The organism is Methanobrevibacter sp. (genome assembly GCF_017468685.1).
Taxonomy (GTDB): Archaea; Methanobacteriota; Methanobacteria; order Methanobacteriales; family Methanobacteriaceae; genus Methanocatella.
The window spans coordinates 1-16,996 of sequence record NZ_JAFUHT010000020.1; the positions used below are offsets into that span (position 1 = coordinate 1).

The window sequence follows — 16,996 nt, forward strand, 5'->3', positions numbered from 1 at the left end:
ACAATCTACAAAACAACTTATAATTCCACAAAAGAATTAATAAACTTGTTTGAAGAAAAATTCTATGACATTATCGAATCAAAATCATTTTATGAAAATTGGCTTGAACTAAATGGTATAAACTTTTAGAGAAAAACTATAAACAAGATTTAATATTTGATATTAACGAGAACGGATTTGAAAATGTTATTAATCAAAGGCAGCGAAAAAAATTTGTCCTTTCATTAAAAAATACTCCAAATATTCAAATGAATTTAATGATGTCCTACCAGAGAAAATTGATAAAAATTTATATAATGAAATATTATGGGAAATATTTTCATTTGAGTTGCAATTTGAAGTAACTGGGATTGTCATTGTTGGATATAATTATCAAAGTCATTATCCATCATTTTTTGAAATTGAACTTTACTATAATGAAAATGGTAAAATTATTCATGAAGTGATTGATTCTGTTATTGATTCAAAAGAACCAATTGTAAAAGTTTTTGCCATTAATGAAGAAGCATATGCTTTCATAACTGGTGTTAATGAAGATTTTAATGAGTTTATTTTGAGATATATTCTTGATGCAAACGAAGCAATAGTGAATAATTTAAAATTTGATTTAGAAAAAGAGAAGATTGAAAATATTGATAAAATTATTGAGTTTCTCAAAATTGAACAAGAAAATGAGTTTTCAAAAATTCCAAAATATATTGAAAACTTTAGATTAGATGCACTAGAAAATACTTCATACTCTATAGAAAATCTTCCTAAATGGCTACTTTGTCTTTTTGCAGATATTTTAATTAGGTTAACTGCAATTAAACAAAGAACAAGTTCTGAAATTGAGTCTGTTAGTGTAGATACTGATATTTTAGTCATGACAAAAATAAATGGACTTGAATGGTTAAAAAACTATGAAGAAATACTTTAAATATTATAAAAATCAAATTATTGATAGTAGGCGATTAATATGAATTTTGTACCAAAGGAAAAATCAAAAGCAACTATAAATAAACTTCTTGAAAAGCGTCGAATGGAACGTGAAGAGGAAATGGATAAAAAACGTAAAAATAGTAGTTTAATAAATGATGAATGATATTTCTCAAAATAGATGGTGAGGGTTTTTCTCAAGAATTAAAATTAAATAACATCACTTAGAAATAATGTAAAAAGATTTAATCCACATAGTGGATGTAATCTTCTTTTCTAGGAAGTGGCTTTGGCGCTTCCATATCAGGATATCCTAAAACAACATGTCCGATTCCATCATATCTTTCAGGAATTCCCCATTCTTTTAAAAGTTCCTTTCCTTTTTCGCTACTGAATTCATCATATGCCCGGTGAATCCAGCATGACCCGACACCAACTGCATGAGCTGCATTTACTAAAACTGCTAAAACGCTTGCACCATCTTCCTTCCATGTTGGCATTTCAGAATCGGCCAATACAATTAAAAGGGTTTTTGCACCATAGAACGGATCCATATCATCAGGTACAGGAACCGGGAAAAAGCTTCTGTTCCATGCGGAAAATTCCTTAATCTTTTCTGGATTTTGAATCACGACTATTTTTGGAGATTGTTTTCCCTGTCCGGTTGGCGCATATGTTCCTGCTTCCAGGATTGTTTTTAAATCCTCGTCTGCGATTTGTTTGTCTTTGAATTTTCTGATGCTTCTTCTTGTTTTAAGGTTTTTAATTGTTTCGTTCATAGTATAATCTCCTCTGATATTTTTCTAAGAGTTTTTAAATAATCATCATATTTATCTTTGCCGATTATCCCTTTTATCTTTTCATCCCATTCTTCATCATAATCCATCACTTTTTGTGCAGTTTCTGCACCTTTTCTGGTTACTTTAATGATTTTTGTCCTCTTATCAGGTATTCTTTCAATGAATCCCTTATCTTCAAGTTTTTTAAGGTTTCTTGTTATGGTGCTTTCGTTTAAATGAAAGCTTTGTGCCAGCTGCTCCTGTATGATTCCTTCATTGTTGTAGATTTTAATCAGCAATGGGTAAAGGCCGAAACTTAAGTTTTCAGCTTTTACCTTTTCGTTCAGGTATTTTGCATGCTCTCTGTAGATTATGGAGATGAATGGTACTGTTGGAAGGTTGCTATCAAGAGGCATTGTCCCGACTCCTTATGAGCTTGTTTATGTATAGTTCAATACATGCATAACATATAAGTGATCCAATTCCTCCTCCCAAAAGCATTCCGTAGTAGATTCCGGTTTCACCCATGTTGAATATGAATCCCAGCACATATGCAAATATCAGCACTAGGACGAATTCCCTGAAGGTTGTAAGAATAAAGGATATTGTTCCTTTTCCAACTCCCTGGAAAACATTACCTGCACTTGCTCCAAATGGTACATAAAGGATGAACAGACACATTATTTGAATAAAACTTGCAATTAATGGTTCAAGCTGTGCGCTGCTTTCAGAGTATGAAAATACGAATGCAATTTGGTTTGCAAATATATTTAAAATGATTGCAACAATTATGGAAGCTATCAGTGCTACTTTAACAGCATATCTTGCGGTCACTCTCAGGTTTTCATATTTTCTTGCACCATATGCCACTCCTGCAACGGATATTGATGCAGTTCCGACTCCTATTGCAGGCAACATTCCGATGTTTATTATTCTCCATCCTGCAGTATAAACCGCTACTGCCACTGGGCCTGAAACGAGTGTGAGCATGAAATTGACCACTATGGTTAATGCAGATAATATTAATTGCTCAAGACTTGCAGGAATTCCTACAACTAAAATGTCCTTATACATTGACAGGTTATTGTGGAAGTATTTTTTTCCGTATTTAAGGTATGTGTCTTTTTTGATTAGCATCCAATAAAGCATAGCTATTATTGAAAGTATATGTGCTAGAACGGTTGCCCATGCTGCACCGGCCACTCCAAGATTGAGGGTGTATATGAAAATAGGGTCTATGCACATGTTAATTACTGCTGTTATGGCTATTGGTATTGTTGCCCTTTTGACATCTCCTTCAGCTCTGAATGCTCCTCCGAATATTGGTGGAAGAAGCATTGCAAATGAAAATGAGAATATGATGATTCCATATTCCATTGCATAATTTAAAACACTGCTTGCACCCATTATGTTAAGTAATGGCTCTAAAAATACCAATAATATTATTGAAACTATTATTGATAGAATTATTCCCAAAATCAGGTTGTGTATTGCGGCATTGTTTGCGGAAGCCGTATCTTCAGCTCCAATGTAACGTGAAATCAGTGAGTTACCACCTGCTCCGATTCCGTTTCCGATTCCTACTAAAACCATGAATAGTGGGGTGATGTATCCCAGTGCTGCTAATGGTTCTGCTCCAAGTCCTGCAACCCATATACTGTCAATAATATTGTTTGCAAAGATTAAAAACATGCTGGCTATAATTGGTAGTGATAATTTGTTTATAGCTTTTTTTGGATCTCCTGTTATCATTTCTATATTTTCATTTTTTTCCATAATTTACCTCTCTTGCATATGCAACTATACTCTTGTATATGCAAGTGTTAGTATTTAAAGTTAATGTTAAATATTTTTAAAAATATACTTTAACTTAATAGGAGATTCATATCATGAAAGTTTTAGTTGTTGGGACTGGTGCCCGTGAACATGCAATCGCTGATGCCCTAAAGGATGATGTTGAATTATATGTTTACATGAGTAAGATTAACCCTGGAATGAGCAAAATTGCTGAATTCAAGCAAGGTGATGAAGGTGAAGTTGAAAAAGTAGCTGAATATGCAGTTGAAAATGACATTGACATTGCATTCATCGGCCCTGAAGCACCGCTCGGAAAAGGAATTGTTGATGAACTTCAGAAAAATGGAATTAAATGTGTTGGACCAACCCAAAGCGCAGCACGTATCGAAACCGATAAGTCATTTATGAGAAAGCTCTTTGAAGACTACAAAATCGAGGGGTCATTGATTTATAAAGTATTTGACAACTCTGAAGATGTATCAGCATTTTTGGATGAGTTTGAACCTCAGGTAGTAGTAAAACCTGTTGGATTGACAGGCGGTAAAGGTGTAAAGATTGTCGGTGACCATTTAAAAGACAATGAGGAAGCTAAAGAATATTCATGTGAAGTAATTGACAATGTAATGGGCGGATTTGCTCAGGTAATCATTGAAGAAAGATTAATTGGTGAAGAATTTACAATCCAGGCATTCTGTGATGGTGAACACTTGGCTCCAATGCCTGCAGCACAGGATCATCCTCATGCATTTGAAGGAGATGTCGGAGCAATCACTGGTGGGATGGGTTCATACTCTGATGTCGGAGGATTATTGCCATTCCTGACTCAGGATGATTATGATAAGGCAGTTAAAATCATGCAAGATACCATTAAAGCTATTGCTGAGGAAGCTGAACCATACAAAGGAATCTTATATGGTCAGTTCATGCTCACTGCTGACGGACCTAAATTAATCGAGTATAACGCAAGATTTGGTGATCCTGAAGCAATGAACGTATTGCCTTTACTTAAAACACCATTGGCTGAAGTTTGTCAGGCAATCGTTGACGGAACCTTGGATAAAGTGGAATTTGAAGACAAAGCAAGTGTGTGCAAATACATAGTACCTGACGGATATCCTGAAACAGAGTATGCCGGTGAATTGATTGAAGTTGACGAGGAAGCTATTGAGGAACTTGGCGCAAAAGTATTCTATGCAGCTGTAAGTCAGGAAGGTGATGGAATTCACTTGTCCGGTTCAAGAGCATTAGGTATAGTGGCTAGCGGTGAATCAATTGAAGAAGCTGAAAAGATAGCTGAAAAGGCATGTGAATTTGTTAAAGGTAACGTTTACCACAGAAGAGATGTCGGTACTGCTGACCTTGTAAACAAACGTGTCGAACACATGAAAGAAATTTTAAACTAAATTTCTTTTCTCTTTTTTTTAAGGTGATATTATCAAAAGGCAAGATTTTGAGATACCTCCAGATTTGAGAAATTACATCAATTCTGAACTTACAGACATGGCCGATGAGATGGATGATGAAGATATTCAAAAAATCAAAAATCTTACAAATGAGCTGAAGGAGAAATACTCAAAAAATCAGGCTGTAGAAGACAAAGTTGATAATATCAAAACCAGTTTTTATGAAAGATTCAAGCAATCTTTTGAAAGGGATGTTGATATAGATCCAGGAAGACTGTTGGGACTTACTGACGGAATTTTTGGAATGGTAATGACCCTTTTGGTTTTTGGAATGGCATTACCTGAAATACAGCTTTTGACATATGGTGATTTTATAGGTTTTATTTATTCAATTGCCCCTACCTTTGGTGTTACTCTGGTCAGTTTCATTCTTGTCAGTTCCTTTTGGGTATATCATCATGAATTTATCAAAATCAATAATTTAAATATTCCTTACTTATGGGCCAATATTTTGTATTTGGCATCCATTTCATTTATTCCATTTTCAACTTCAATAATTGGTAACTATTCTCATTTTTTCCTAGCTGAAGTGATTTTTGGGATAAATATATTGATTACAATAGTCTTATTTATACTCATGTTTGCCTATGCATATAATAGAGGATTTTTGGAAAAAATGCCTTCCAAAGAGGAGAGAAAATACATTTACAATACATTTTTCATCATTATGGGCTTGACTGTATGTGTAAATCTTTTGGATTTCAATATATCCAGTAATTTCATTTACCTGTTCCTATTGGTTCCTGTGATATCCACATTAAGGGATATCAATTTTAGAATGAAGTCATAGAAACATTTAATATATATTAACAAAAGATATTTATTTTTATTATATTTTAAAGGGGAATTTTAAATGGCCAGTTTATTATCTGTTAGTGATATTAAAGAAGATGTGAAATACATTCTTGATTTAGCTAGTAAAATCAAAGCAGGCGAAGTTGAGGAAAAGCCTCTTGAAGGCAAAACATTAGCAATGATTTTTCAGAAATCATCAACAAGAACAAGAGTTTCTTTTGATGTTGGAATGTATCAGTTAGGCGGAAGAGCAATCTTTTTATCTTCAAATGATTTGCAGATGGGTAGAGGAGAGCCAATTTTAGACACTGCAAAAGTTTTAAGCCGTTTCGTTGATGGAATAATGATTCGTGCAATTAAACATTCTGATGTTGAAGAGCTGGCTGAACATGCTGACGTGCCTGTTATTAACGGACTGACTGACCTTGAACATCCTTGCCAAGCACTCGCCGACATGTTGACAATAAAGGAACATTTAGGTGATTGGGAAGGTAAAAAAATCTGTTTTGTTGGTGATGGAAATAATGTATCCAATTCCCTTTTATTAATTGCTCCGTTACTAGGAATGGACATGTCTTTAGCTTGTCCTAAAGGTTATGAACCTGCCGAAGAAATTGTTAAAACTGCTCAGGAATACGCTGAAGAGAACAATACTGAAATCATTATCACTGACGATATTGGTGTTGCCCTTGAAAATGTTGATGCGGTATTCACTGACGTTTGGGTTAGTATGGGCGATGAAGCTGAAGCTAAACAAAGAGAAATTGATTTTGCACCATTCCAGGTTAATAACGATTTAATGAGTCTGGCAAATGATGGAGCTATATTCATGCACTGTTTGCCGGCAATCAGAGGTCAGGAAGTAACAAGTGATGTTATTGACGGTCCACAATCTGTTATTTATGATGAGGCTGAAAACAGAATGCATGCCCAAAAGGCTGTTTTATATTACTATTTAAAGGATTAGAATCCACTAAATAATGCGGATAGTATAAATACAACAAATAATCCTATACAGCAGCAGGCAATCCAGTTCATTGAATCATTTTTTGATGAGTTAGTACTGGTTGTAGTTTTTTGATAAGTATTACTATTTTGATTATTGCTTACAGGAGTGTCAATCACTTCTGCTTTTTTTACTTCTTCTTTTAGTTTAACACCACAATTTCTGCAGAAGACTGCATCATCAGGATTTTCTTCGCCACACTTTCTACAAAACATTCAAAATCCACCTTAAAATTATTTTTAAAAAGATTATTAAACCTATTCCACCTATAAATCCGGTTATAAATCTTAAAGTATTTGTACTTTCTCTTGGGCCAAAATACTGTGTAACACCATCAATTGCCACAGGAACCATCAGAATCATTGAAATAAGTAACATTTTAATGTCATATGTATGTTTAAAAAAGATATGCACTATTAAATAGGCTGCCAGTCCAGTATAAAAACCGGTGCATCTTGCACAGACTGGAAACTGATGACCTTTAATAAAAAAACTCCTTTCAGGGATTCGATGGCAGATATATTTGGTAATGTTCATTTTTTTTCAACACACTTTATCAACATTAATGTTAATTCAATAATTATATATATTTTTGTATTCATATTTTATCTTATAATATATAAAAAAGGTTATTACAATGAGAGGCGGAGAAGCGATAATAGAATCCCTCAAAAATATGGGGGTTAAAACAATATTTGGTTATCCTGGAGGACAGACCATACCGTTTTATGATATGTTATATGATGCAGACATTGATCATATACTGGTAAGACACGAACAGGCCGCAGCTCACGCAGCTGATGGATTTGCAAGAGCATCTGGTCGTGTGGGTGTGTGTTTGGCAACTTCTGGTCCTGGAGCAACCAATCTTGTAACTGGTATAGGAACAGCTTATATGGATTCTTCTCCTATTGTGGCAATTACTGGTCAAGTTCCTACTCATTTAATAGGAAATGATGCATTCCAAGAAGCAGATATCATTGGAATTACAATGCCTATCACTAAACATAGCTATCAGCCAAAAGACCCTGATTTAATCCCATCAATGATTAAAACAAGTTTCGAAATTGCTTCAACTGGAAGACCTGGGCCTGTTTTGATTGATGTTCCTAAGGAAGTTCAGGAAGGGGAATTATCCAAATTTGACGATTCCTTAATAGAAACTCCGGGTTACAATCCTACAGTTAAAGGAAACATTAGACAGATTAAAAAGGCAGCTAGTTTAATAAAAGAATCTAAAAAGCCAATGATATTGGCTGGTGCTGGAGTCATTATCTCAAATGCATGCTGTGAATTAAAAACATTGGCAAAAACAATTAATGCACCTGTCATGACTTCACTTTTAGGTAAAGGAGCATTTGATGAAACTGATGATTTGGCATTGGGTATGCTTGGTATGCATGGAAGAAAGGTTTCCAATGATTACATTAATGAATCTGATTTATTGATAGCTATTGGTGTAAGATTCTCAGACAGAACCACTGGCAGATTGGATAGTTTCCTGCCTGATACAAAAGTCATTCACATTGATATTGATCCGGCTGAAATCGGAAAAAATGTTGAAGTAGATTTACCGATTGTTGGAGATGCACGTAACATTTTATCATCTCTAAATGAAGTTTTAAAAGGATATACTGCATCTGATGAAGTTAATAAATGGGCAGATATGATTAAAGCTAAAAAACATGAGTTGCTTCCACGTGTAACTTATGATGATGTTCCTTTAAAACCTCAAACTGTCATAAAGGAAATCGCCGAAGCCCTAACACCTGAATCAATCATAACAACTGATGTAGGTCAAAACCAGATGTGGGCAGCACACTTCTTTGACACTCAAAAACCTCGCAAGTTCATCTCCTCAGGAGGACTTGGAACAATGGGATTCGGGTTCCCTGCTGCTATCGGTGCTAAGGTGGCATGTCCTGATGATCCTGTCGTATCGATCAACGGTGACGGAGGATTTTTAATGGTATGTCAGGAACTTGCAACCGTTCGAGAATATGATTTACCTGTTGTAGCAATTGTATTGGAAAACAGGACTTTAGGAATGGTATATCAATGGCAAAGTTTATTATATAATGAAAGACACTCACAGACATTGCTTGGAAACAGTCCGGACTTTGTAAAACTCGCAGAAAGTTTTGGTGTTGCAGGAGTTAGAATTGAAAAACCTGGTGAGACAAAAGAGGCTTTAAGCAAAGCCATTAAAGATAACGAACCTGTCTTATTGAATGTTGTAATCGACTCTGAAGAGGCATTACCAATGCTTCCGCCTGGAGCCGGAATCAATGAGATGATTGGTGAATATAAACTTGAAAAGGATGTGATTTAAATGACTTTACAGTATCACGTTATCTCAACACTCGTTGAAGACAAGCCGGGAGTTTTGCAGAAAGTGGCCGGAATGTTTAACAGAAGAGGATTCAACATTGACAGCATAACTGTTGGGAATTCAGAAGTGGAAGGTCTGTCCCGTATGGTAATTACAGTTCATGCTGATGAAAAAGATCTCGAACAAGTCACAAAGCAATTGAATAAATTAATTGATGTTATCAAGATTAAAGATATTACTAAAAATGCCGTAAAAAGGGAATTATGCCTTGTTAAGGTAAATGTTCCTAATGCAAAAGCAAGAGCAGAAATAATGCAATATTCAAATATTTTCAGAGCTCATATTTTGGATGTTACAGAAGAAGCATTGATGATTGAGCTTACCGGAGATAAGGAGAAGATTAATGCATTTATATCTTTAGTAGAAAACTTTGGTATTAAAAGAATAGCCCGTACAGGCCTTACAGCCATGTCAAGGGGGGTATAAAATGACTATATTAGAAAATGTATTAAAAGACAATAAGGAATTTGTGGAAAACTTTGAAGGCGAAGAAATGTCTCACCATGCAGCTAAAAAATTAGCTATTTTAACTTGTATGGACTGCAGATTAATTGATTTCTTTGAACCAGCACTCGGTCTTAAAAGAGGAGATGCAAAAATCGTTAGAAACGCTGGAAACTCTATTGTTGGTGAAGATGCAATCAGGTCCATCGGAGCAGCTTTATACAACCTTGGCGCTGAAGAAGTGATGGTTGTAGGTCACACTGAATGTGGTATGGCAGGGGCTGATGCAGAAGCATTAAAAGAAAAAATGCTTGCACGTGGCATTAAAGAGGAAGACATTGCTAAATATGATTTGGCTGAATGGATTGGCGGATTTGAATCAGAAGAAGAAAACGTTAAAGACGTTGTTGAAAAAATCAAAAACCACCCGTTAATCCCAGATGTACCAGTACACGGTCTTATAATTGACATTGTTACAGGTGAGTTGAAAGTTTTAGTAGATGGTTACTAATCCATCTATTTATTTAATTTTTTTTAAATATTAAAAGTTACTTTTATTAACATTGAAAATCATATTTATTATGTGATATTTTATTAGATATCTTAATTTTTACAAGTGATTATTATGAAAATGTATTATGACGACGATGTAAATACAGATGCTCTTGAAGGAAAAACCATAGCAGTTATCGGTTACGGTTCCCAAGGAAGAGCACAATCCAGAAACATGGCTGACAGTGGAGCTAACGTTATTGTTGGTGTAAGAGAAAACGGTAGTTCTTGGAACTTAGTTCAAGAAGATGGAATGACTGTAAAAACCATTGAAGATGCAGCAAAAGAAGCAGACATCATTCACATCTTACTTCCTGACGAAATCCAGGAAAAAGTATATGCAGAACAAATTGCACCTTACGTTGAAGCTGGAAACACCATTTCATTCTCTCACGGTTACAACATTCATTTCGGTTTAATCAAACCTGATGAAACCGTAAACATTGTAATGTTTGCACCTAAAGGACCGGGATCTATGGTAAGAAGAACTTACGAAGAAGGATTCGGTATTCCAGGTTTAGTAGCAGTCGAACAGGACGCAACCGGTGACGCTTTACAATTAGCATTAGGTATGGCAAAAGCATGTGGCCTAACCAAAGCTGGTGTATTGGAAACCACTTTCAAAGAAGAAACTGAAACCGACCTTTTCGGTGAACAAACAGTTTTATGTGGAGGAATCACTGAACTCATCAATGCAGGATTCACCACTTTAGTTGAAGCAGGTTATCAGCCTGAAATCGCTTACTTTGAAACCTGCCATGAAGTAAAATTAATCGTAGATTTAATCTATGAAAAAGGTTTCGCTGGAATGTGGACTGATGTAAGTAACACAGCTGAGTTTGGTGGATTGACCAGAGGTAATAAAATCATTACTGATGAAGCAAAAGAAGGTATGAAAGAAACCTTAAAACAAATCCAAGATGGTACATTCAAAAAAGAATGGGCTGATGAAAATGCGACTGACGGAGCTAACTTAAAAGAAATGAGAGCTGCTGAAAGTCAAAAAGAAATTGAAATTGTCGGTACCAGACTTAGAAAAGCTTGTGGATTACAAAAAGATGATTAAATTCATCTTTTAAACTTTTTTTTATTATTCTGTTTTTATCATTAATTATATTTTTAATTGTTTTTTATGGGGAGTTTTATATGGCTTTTATTGGAATGGATCATGGTACAACTGGAATATCTTTTTGCATCATGTCTGATGAAGGCGAAGTGATTGATGTTTTTAAAATTGGAAGAGAAGAAAGTAAAAAAGGACTTGTTAGTGCAACTGAAGAGTTGACCAAACGGGTTGATTTAAATGAAGTTAAACTGATGGCTGTCACATATGCTATGGGGGATGGAATAAACCAGATTTTACCTGTAAGTCAGGTAAAGGACCGTGGAATATTGTCAATAAACGGTGCAGGTAAGGTTACTGGTGGCGGAACAAGTGTCTTTGATGAACTCGAACAGTTAAACCTGCCTTTGATTATGATTCCGGGTCTTCACAAGGACTCTACTTCTTTGGACAGATTATTCAGAGCTGCATATTCACACCAGGCAAGTCCAGAAAAGGTAAGCATTTCATATAATGCGATTAAAGAAACCGGATGGAGCAATTTCATCGTTGCCGATATCTCATCAAACAGTGTGGATATCCTAATTGAAGACGGTAAAATAAAAGGTGCAATCGATGCATGTCTGGGTGCAATGGGAATAGTTCACGGACCGCTTGATTTGGAGATGCTTAGAGATATAGATGAAAATGGTGCATCAGCCAACGGATGCTTTTCACATGCTGGAGCTATTAAGATTGCAGATATTGACGGTAAGGTTGCAAACATGAAGGATGAGCTTTTGAAAAACTACCGTGAAGGGGATGAAAAGGCAAAGCTTGCAATCGATACATTAATCATGACTGTTGCAATGGAAATCGCCGGTTTGGATGTGGTATGTGGAAATCCGATTGAAGGAATAGTTTTAACTGGTTCTGTAGGCAGTGCAGCTGAACCGTTCAACTTTAAGGATGAAATTGATAAATACTTTAAGGGAAAATATGAGTTAAAAGTAATTTCAAAAGAATCTGGTGCAATCGGTGCGGCTCAAATAGCAATGGATGTTTATGGTGGTAGAAAAGAAATATTAGGTATTGAAGTTAATATCTAATCTTCTTTTAAACTAATAAAAATTATATTTCCGCCTTTGATGGTTTCAAGGCCATTATCATTTTCTAATACAAGATTTAAATAGTTATCAATAGCGATTACTTTACCTTCGGTCTGGTAATCTCCTCTTAAATCAACACTTACATATTTATTCTTAAATTGTGTAAAAAGTTTGTTTACATTATCTTCGCTCATTATTTCAAATCCTTGAGTTATCTATTTTTATTATGGAATTTCAACTTTAAATAGTTTGACATTTATAATATATACTATGGCAATTAATCAATTAGAAGAAAATTTAGAAGCAATTACAAGAACAATTGAACAGTTAAAAAGAGATGGATGTAAGGACGAAGAAGTTTTAAATGATCTTCGCCAACAAAGAGATAAAATACTTAAAGATTTAAACTTATAGGTAATCTATTCTAACCATTCACGTAATAGGTCAACATCACTTGTCTGATCAATTTTTATTGGTGTTACAGTGGTTTTGCCTAAATTACGTAAAGCATAACCGTCACTTCCAGGCTTATAATCAGTATATGGTTCGCCGCCTATCCAGTAGTATGGCTTTCCACGGGGATCAAGGCGTTTGTCCATTACAGGAAGATACATCCTTTCACTTAAGTGTGCAATTTCAAATTCATCATCTGAAGGGTTCGCAGGAATATTTACATTCAATATGTCAATTCCTTCAGGTAAACCTTTTTTTAAAACGATTTTAGCTATTTTATTAAGCATTTTACCTGCAAATGAGAAGTTCACCTGGTTTTCACCGTTTTCGAATTTGATGTCGTCACGTGTGACCTCCTGTGATATAGCAATGGTTGGAATTCCAAAGCTTGCAGCTTCAATTGCAGCACCTAAAGTTCCTGATGTTGTAAGCTCGGCTTTACCGATGTTGAAACCGGTATTTATTCCTGAAATCATGATGTCAGGTTTCACATCCATTATTTCAAATAAAGCTATTGTCACAGCATCTGTTGGTGTTCCGGTAACGCCGTAGCCTTTGCTTCCATCTTTTAAAGTGTGTTCATTGACTCTTAAAGGTTCATATAATGTTAATGCATGACCTATTCCGCTTTGTTGTGTTTCGGGAGCAACAACATAGGTTTCACATAAGTTTTCAACTGCCTTTTTACTTGCAAGTATTCCTGAAGCAGTTATTCCATCATCATTACTGATTAAAGCTTTCATATACATTATTCAGTATTTTGTTTTTAAATAATTTTAGGTTCAATTATCTTTCTCATTAATGGATCTGATAAGGAAATATGCAAAATATAATCTGTTAACAAAAGCATATTCTCCACTATTTTCCCTTCCAACAGATTCAATAATATTTAACTCTTTAACTCTTTGTAAAAATCTGTTTAATACTTTTTTTTCACTATCAATTAAAATATCATTAACTTCTGATTTTTGAAATTCCATTAGACCATATTTTCCTAGTTTAATGAGAATATCTTCGTAATGTTCGCTTCTGATTTTATTTAATTTTGCTTTAATCTGTTTGTTTCCTAATTCTATAGAAGCATCTAATATTCCTTCAATAGCAATTTTTTCATTAATTATTGCATCTTCTTCAATGTTCCATAATACTGATTCACCAATTTGCTGCATAATTAATGGCATGCCCCAACTGTAGTATATCATGGCTTCCAATGATTTGTCATCTTTAAATTCATATCCCATATTTTCAAAGGTATATTTAAAAAATTCCTCAATCTCTTCATCTTCCAACTTGTCAATTTCTATTAATCTGAATATTCTGGAAAATGATTCATTTATCAAACATAAATTTTCAAATTCTTTAGGATAGCTTATTAAGGTAAATACTACCGGGATATGATATTCATTAAATTGTATTGATTCAAACAGACTTTTATACCAATTTGTGAATTCAACATTGTCTGATAATCCATTAATATCGTCAATTATAAAAAATATTCCTTTATTTTCAAAATTTTCACATATTTCTATAAGTAATTGTGCAAAATTACTTTTAATGTCATATATTAATGATTCTTGTTTTTCTAAAGAAAATCCATTTCCGGCAATTTTAATATCATTAATCCTTTTTAAAAATCCTATAAAATTTTTTCCCCAGTATCCTTTGTCGAATTCATCGGATAATTTCTCGATAAGTTTTAAAATTAGTTCTTCAACACTTGAACCGTCATTATTATTGAAATGTATTGGAATCATTTGAAAATTATCTTCAGCTATTCTTGAAACATATTGAACAAATGAAGTTTTACCCATTCCACGTTTTCCTGTTATGAAAAAATGTTCCGGTGTGCCATTTTTAATAACTCCTGGAAGATAACGTATGATTTTGATACAATCATTTCTCCTGCCTTTAAAATTTGATGGGGATACTGGTCTTCCTGGTTCAAAGGGAGTATCTGGAAAATCATTTAATGTAAATTGCATAATGAACAGTCCTTTTATATGAATTATAATTTTAATTATTTATTTTGTTTTTAAATTATATATACTTTATCTATTATTTCTTTTTAAGAATTATTATCGTTAATTTTTTAAAATAATTACAATATTGTTTTAACTTTGTAAATAAGTTATTTTACATTAAATTAGATGAAAATTATTTTTATTATAAAAAACTTTAATAACAATTTAATCTATAAAATATAATATTATTGTAAAAAACACATGCGGGTGGAAACTTGGAAAAACCACAATTAATTAATTTTATAGCGAAAGTAATGGAGGATTCTGGTTTTAAGGTTTATAAGAATTTTAAAACCTCTCAAAAAGTCATTGACATATACGCAATTCTACCCACAACAATTGGGGACTTTGGTGTAGTTGTAGCGTGTAAAAATTATGAAAAAGAGTTCAGAATTGGTGTAGATGTCCTGAAGGAAATGGAAGATGTGCAGGCAAGCATTAAGGCTTCCAAGGTAACTATTGTCACTTCAGCGTATTTTTCCGAGCAGGCTAAAAACTATGCTCTTAGAAAAAACATCAAGCTCGTTGACCGTGACAACCTTTTGGAACTTGCCAAAAAGTATCAGGACAGAACCAACCAGACAACTCTTGACAATACTCCTTATGACGGTGGAGCGGCAGCATATATCGATGAGGAATATCCGGAATATGCATATGATGCCTCTGATATGGAGTATCTGATGCAGAGAAGGAACAACAATCCTTATGTTTATCAAAACACTTTATACAGGCAGATTGATGAACCGCAAACAGGAGGATTATCTTCAATTTTAAATAGGGTTAACCGACAGAGAAGCAGTGGTAGCTTGGATCCTTACGGTCAAACCAATCTGTATAACTATGATACAAGAGCATCTTCATTAGGTGTTGATTCAACAGTATTCAGGCTCATCAGCAATCCGATTGTTCTGGTGTTACTTGTTGTAATCTTTTCATACCTGATATCATTCATTGCAGGCAGCTTGCTTGGAATGGATTCAGGCATTACCGGTCTGATTGAAATGTTTGTTGCATTGGCACTATCTTATGGATTGTCATTGTACACTGATAGAAATGCTGATTTTATAGTGAAAGGAACATTTGTGTTCTTCATTTCATTAGTTATATTGATAATATTGATTTTCGTTTAAAACTGTAGTGTGGTTTTCGGCAGTATGACTTTTCATACTGCTTTTGTGTTTTTTTTAACTATTTTTTAGGCTGATGATTATATAGGCTATTCCGATTAGGTATAAAAACCAGATCATGATGTCTGTTGGACCGGTTTCAATCCAGATTATGGTATGTGTCAGTATTATGGAATAGATTCCGATTCCAATTCCTTTTTTTATCATGTGGATTAATCCTAAAAACAATCCCATAAACAACATCTGAATTGTAAGGCCAATGTATCCGAAATCAAGCATTACCGGTCCGAATAATGTAGATGTCAAACAGACAGTATACTTAAGCACATATTCACCGATGAATGTCCTTGGGCTTCCTGATGAAAATATCATGCCAAGAATATGGCCATGAGTTGTTCCGGCCAGCGGAATGATTTTTTCAAATACCTCAAGTGTAAATGCTGCACGGTAGAAAATAAGCTCCAGCGGATTGAGCGTCCAGTGCTGGCCTGCAATTGACTGTGAAGCGATGTATCCCACTGCCATAAGTCCTGCTATGATTATTGCAATGAAGAGAATTCCAAATTTTTTGGAAATCTTATCAAGATAATACAATGTTATAAATGAACTTCCTAAAATCCCCAGAACGGAAGTTCTGTATCCGTTAAGACCAAATATCAATGCTCCTAGAATTATTAAAATCAGGTATTTTCTCTCATAATATTTTGCAAGCAGGAAATTGAGGGCTATTAAAAACAGAGGATATGCAACTCTCCAGATGTTTGTTGTTGCATTGGCCTTAAGTGTGGAGTTGAATAATGGTATTCCTCCCAGTAATATTATATTAAGTGTCTGCAGTATTAATGCAATGATTGTCAAGCTTAACAATAAGTTCTTTGATAAAAAATCGTATTTTTCTGTATTTTCAATGTTTATCTTATGTTTTGAAATTATAAATCCTGCTGTAAATACTATGCATGCAAAAATAACAGTTAAAATAACTCCCATGTCTAGCGGGTCATCAAATCTGTAGTTGAATGATCCGACATATCCCATCGCCAGAAATGCAAGTATGCCTGCTACAACAATCAGTGGATTGAAAAAGTCATATTTTTTCAT

21 protein-coding genes are annotated in these 16,996 nt (G+C 34.3%); 12 read left to right on the forward strand and 9 right to left on the reverse strand.

What is annotated here, in order from left to right:
* Positions 1 to 328 precede the first annotated feature (328 nt).
* Both IJ258_RS02775 and IJ258_RS02780 read left to right on the forward strand, forming a co-directional pair.
* A complete protein-coding gene (locus IJ258_RS02775; protein WP_292802552.1) occupies positions 329 to 919 on the forward strand; it encodes a hypothetical protein in 591 nt (196 codons plus the stop codon).
* A 39-nt stretch (positions 920 to 958) separates the two neighbouring features.
* On the forward strand, positions 959 to 1,084 hold the full coding sequence (locus tag IJ258_RS02780; protein ID WP_292802555.1) for a hypothetical protein: 126 nt from the start codon (positions 959 to 961) through the stop codon (positions 1,082 to 1,084).
* Between the two features lie 79 nt (positions 1,085 to 1,163).
* Here IJ258_RS02780 and IJ258_RS02785 read toward each other — a convergent pair whose 3' ends face one another.
* The 3 genes from IJ258_RS02785 to IJ258_RS02795 are packed head-to-tail and all read right to left on the reverse strand — an operon-like array spanning position 1,164 to position 3,473.
* The gene (locus IJ258_RS02785) at positions 1,164 to 1,697 is read right to left on the reverse strand and encodes a nitroreductase (protein WP_292802558.1); all 534 of its coding nucleotides are present in this window, start codon (positions 1,695 to 1,697) and stop codon (positions 1,164 to 1,166) included.
* Complete coding sequence (locus tag IJ258_RS02790; protein WP_292802561.1) at positions 1,694 to 2,113, reverse strand: MarR family winged helix-turn-helix transcriptional regulator; 420 nt, start codon at positions 2,111 to 2,113, stop codon at positions 1,694 to 1,696. Before IJ258_RS02790 ends, IJ258_RS02785 begins: the two co-directional genes overlap by 4 nt.
* Entirely contained in the window at positions 2,103 to 3,473 is a 1,371-nt protein-coding gene (locus IJ258_RS02795) for an MATE family efflux transporter (RefSeq protein ID WP_292802564.1), read from the reverse strand. Before IJ258_RS02795 ends, IJ258_RS02790 begins: the two co-directional genes overlap by 11 nt.
* Before the next feature lie 113 nt (positions 3,474 to 3,586).
* Here IJ258_RS02795 and purD point away from each other — a divergent pair, with 113 nt between their 5' ends.
* The 3 genes from purD (at position 3,587) to argF (ending at position 6,719) form a co-directional block, all read left to right on the forward strand.
* Positions 3,587 to 4,897, forward strand: coding sequence for a phosphoribosylamine--glycine ligase (gene purD, locus IJ258_RS02800; RefSeq protein WP_292802567.1), 1,311 nt, complete (start codon positions 3,587 to 3,589; stop codon positions 4,895 to 4,897).
* A 64-nt stretch (positions 4,898 to 4,961) separates the two neighbouring features.
* Positions 4,962 to 5,747, forward strand: a complete 786-nt coding sequence (locus IJ258_RS02805) for a TMEM175 family protein (RefSeq protein WP_292802570.1) — start codon at positions 4,962 to 4,964, stop codon at positions 5,745 to 5,747.
* Positions 5,748 to 5,810: 63 nt separating this feature from the next.
* Positions 5,811 to 6,719, forward strand: coding sequence for an ornithine carbamoyltransferase (gene argF / locus IJ258_RS02810; protein ID WP_292802573.1), 909 nt, complete (start codon positions 5,811 to 5,813; stop codon positions 6,717 to 6,719).
* Here the strand turns inward: argF and IJ258_RS02815 are convergent.
* Positions 6,716 to 6,973: a zinc-ribbon domain-containing protein gene (locus IJ258_RS02815; RefSeq protein WP_292802576.1), complete on the reverse strand. Its 258-nt coding sequence runs from the start codon at positions 6,971 to 6,973 to the stop codon at positions 6,716 to 6,718. The genes argF and IJ258_RS02815 overlap by 4 nt on opposite strands.
* Entirely contained in the window at positions 6,963 to 7,295 is a 333-nt protein-coding gene (locus tag IJ258_RS02820; RefSeq protein WP_292802579.1) for a DUF2085 domain-containing protein, read from the reverse strand. The genes IJ258_RS02815 and IJ258_RS02820 overlap by 11 nt, the downstream gene beginning before the upstream one ends.
* Before the next feature lie 100 nt (positions 7,296 to 7,395).
* Between IJ258_RS02820 and IJ258_RS02825 the strand changes: the two genes are divergently transcribed.
* From IJ258_RS02825 to IJ258_RS02845, 5 genes are all read left to right on the forward strand, one after another.
* Complete coding sequence (locus IJ258_RS02825; protein ID WP_292802582.1) at positions 7,396 to 9,090, forward strand: acetolactate synthase large subunit; 1,695 nt, start codon at positions 7,396 to 7,398, stop codon at positions 9,088 to 9,090.
* Positions 9,091 to 9,576: an acetolactate synthase small subunit gene (ilvN, locus tag IJ258_RS02830; protein ID WP_292802585.1), complete on the forward strand. Its 486-nt coding sequence runs from the start codon at positions 9,091 to 9,093 to the stop codon at positions 9,574 to 9,576. It abuts the gene before it with no gap.
* A gap of 1 nt (position 9,577) precedes the next feature.
* A complete protein-coding gene (locus IJ258_RS02835; RefSeq protein WP_292802588.1) occupies positions 9,578 to 10,105 on the forward strand; it encodes a carbonic anhydrase in 528 nt (175 codons plus the stop codon).
* Positions 10,106 to 10,219: 114 nt separating this feature from the next.
* Entirely contained in the window at positions 10,220 to 11,212 is a 993-nt protein-coding gene (ilvC, locus tag IJ258_RS02840) for a ketol-acid reductoisomerase (protein ID WP_292802591.1), read from the forward strand.
* 80 nt (positions 11,213 to 11,292) lie between these two features.
* Positions 11,293 to 12,297, forward strand: a complete 1,005-nt coding sequence (locus tag IJ258_RS02845; RefSeq protein ID WP_292802595.1) for a methanogenesis marker 12 protein — start codon at positions 11,293 to 11,295, stop codon at positions 12,295 to 12,297.
* On the opposite strand, the gene IJ258_RS02850 is transcribed toward IJ258_RS02845, so the two are convergent.
* Positions 12,294 to 12,491: an LSM domain-containing protein gene (locus IJ258_RS02850; protein WP_292802598.1), complete on the reverse strand. Its 198-nt coding sequence runs from the start codon at positions 12,489 to 12,491 to the stop codon at positions 12,294 to 12,296. The genes IJ258_RS02845 and IJ258_RS02850 overlap by 4 nt on opposite strands.
* Positions 12,492 to 12,567: 76 nt before the next feature.
* Here IJ258_RS02850 and IJ258_RS02855 point away from each other — a divergent pair, with 76 nt between their 5' ends.
* Positions 12,568 to 12,711 carry a hypothetical protein gene (locus IJ258_RS02855; RefSeq protein ID WP_292802601.1) on the forward strand — a complete coding sequence of 48 codons (144 nt, stop codon included), beginning with the start codon at positions 12,568 to 12,570 and terminating at the stop codon, positions 12,709 to 12,711.
* 5 nt (positions 12,712 to 12,716) lie between these two features.
* On the opposite strand, the gene surE is transcribed toward IJ258_RS02855, so the two are convergent.
* Together surE and IJ258_RS02865 are read right to left on the reverse strand one after the other, a co-directional pair.
* The gene (gene surE / locus IJ258_RS02860; protein WP_292802604.1) at positions 12,717 to 13,493 is read right to left on the reverse strand and encodes a 5'/3'-nucleotidase SurE; all 777 of its coding nucleotides are present in this window, start codon (positions 13,491 to 13,493) and stop codon (positions 12,717 to 12,719) included.
* Positions 13,494 to 13,532: 39 nt separating this feature from the next.
* Positions 13,533 to 14,732, reverse strand: a complete 1,200-nt coding sequence (locus IJ258_RS02865) for a P-loop NTPase fold protein (RefSeq protein WP_292802607.1) — start codon at positions 14,730 to 14,732, stop codon at positions 13,533 to 13,535.
* A 254-nt stretch (positions 14,733 to 14,986) separates the two neighbouring features.
* Here IJ258_RS02865 and IJ258_RS02870 point away from each other — a divergent pair, with 254 nt between their 5' ends.
* A complete protein-coding gene (locus IJ258_RS02870) occupies positions 14,987 to 15,901 on the forward strand; it encodes a restriction endonuclease (RefSeq protein WP_292802610.1) in 915 nt (304 codons plus the stop codon).
* Positions 15,902 to 15,955: 54 nt separating this feature from the next.
* On the opposite strand, the gene IJ258_RS02875 is transcribed toward IJ258_RS02870, so the two are convergent.
* The gene (locus tag IJ258_RS02875) at positions 15,956 to 16,996 is read right to left on the reverse strand and encodes an oligosaccharide repeat unit polymerase family protein (RefSeq protein ID WP_292802613.1); all 1,041 of its coding nucleotides are present in this window, start codon (positions 16,994 to 16,996) and stop codon (positions 15,956 to 15,958) included.

Coding starts and splice junctions, on each gene's coding strand:
- IJ258_RS02780 (WP_292802555.1), top strand. CDS start 959: ATGAATTTTGTACCAAAGGAAAAATCAAAAGCAACTATAAATAAACTT.
- IJ258_RS02785 (WP_292802558.1), bottom strand. CDS start 1,697: ATGAACGAAACAATTAAAAACCTTAAAACAAGAAGAAGCATCAGAAAA.
- IJ258_RS02790 (WP_292802561.1), bottom strand. CDS start 2,113: ATGCCTCTTGATAGCAACCTTCCAACAGTACCATTCATCTCCATAATC.
- IJ258_RS02795 (WP_292802564.1), bottom strand. CDS start 3,473: ATGGAAAAAAATGAAAATATAGAAATGATAACAGGAGATCCAAAAAAA.
- purD (WP_292802567.1), top strand. CDS start 3,587: ATGAAAGTTTTAGTTGTTGGGACTGGTGCCCGTGAACATGCAATCGCT.
- argF (WP_292802573.1), top strand. CDS start 5,811: ATGGCCAGTTTATTATCTGTTAGTGATATTAAAGAAGATGTGAAATAC.
- IJ258_RS02815 (WP_292802576.1), bottom strand. CDS start 6,973: ATGTTTTGTAGAAAGTGTGGCGAAGAAAATCCTGATGATGCAGTCTTC.
- IJ258_RS02820 (WP_292802579.1), bottom strand. CDS start 7,295: ATGAACATTACCAAATATATCTGCCATCGAATCCCTGAAAGGAGTTTT.
- IJ258_RS02825 (WP_292802582.1), top strand. CDS start 7,396: ATGAGAGGCGGAGAAGCGATAATAGAATCCCTCAAAAATATGGGGGTT.
- ilvN (WP_292802585.1), top strand. CDS start 9,091: ATGACTTTACAGTATCACGTTATCTCAACACTCGTTGAAGACAAGCCG.
- IJ258_RS02835 (WP_292802588.1), top strand. CDS start 9,578: ATGACTATATTAGAAAATGTATTAAAAGACAATAAGGAATTTGTGGAA.
- ilvC (WP_292802591.1), top strand. CDS start 10,220: ATGAAAATGTATTATGACGACGATGTAAATACAGATGCTCTTGAAGGA.
- IJ258_RS02845 (WP_292802595.1), top strand. CDS start 11,293: ATGGCTTTTATTGGAATGGATCATGGTACAACTGGAATATCTTTTTGC.
- IJ258_RS02850 (WP_292802598.1), bottom strand. CDS start 12,491: ATGAGCGAAGATAATGTAAACAAACTTTTTACACAATTTAAGAATAAA.
- IJ258_RS02855 (WP_292802601.1), top strand. CDS start 12,568: ATGGCAATTAATCAATTAGAAGAAAATTTAGAAGCAATTACAAGAACA.
- surE (WP_292802604.1), bottom strand. CDS start 13,493: ATGAAAGCTTTAATCAGTAATGATGATGGAATAACTGCTTCAGGAATA.
- IJ258_RS02865 (WP_292802607.1), bottom strand. CDS start 14,732: ATGCAATTTACATTAAATGATTTTCCAGATACTCCCTTTGAACCAGGA.
- IJ258_RS02875 (WP_292802613.1), bottom strand. CDS start 16,996: ATGAAAAAATATGACTTTTTCAATCCACTGATTGTTGTAGCAGGCATA.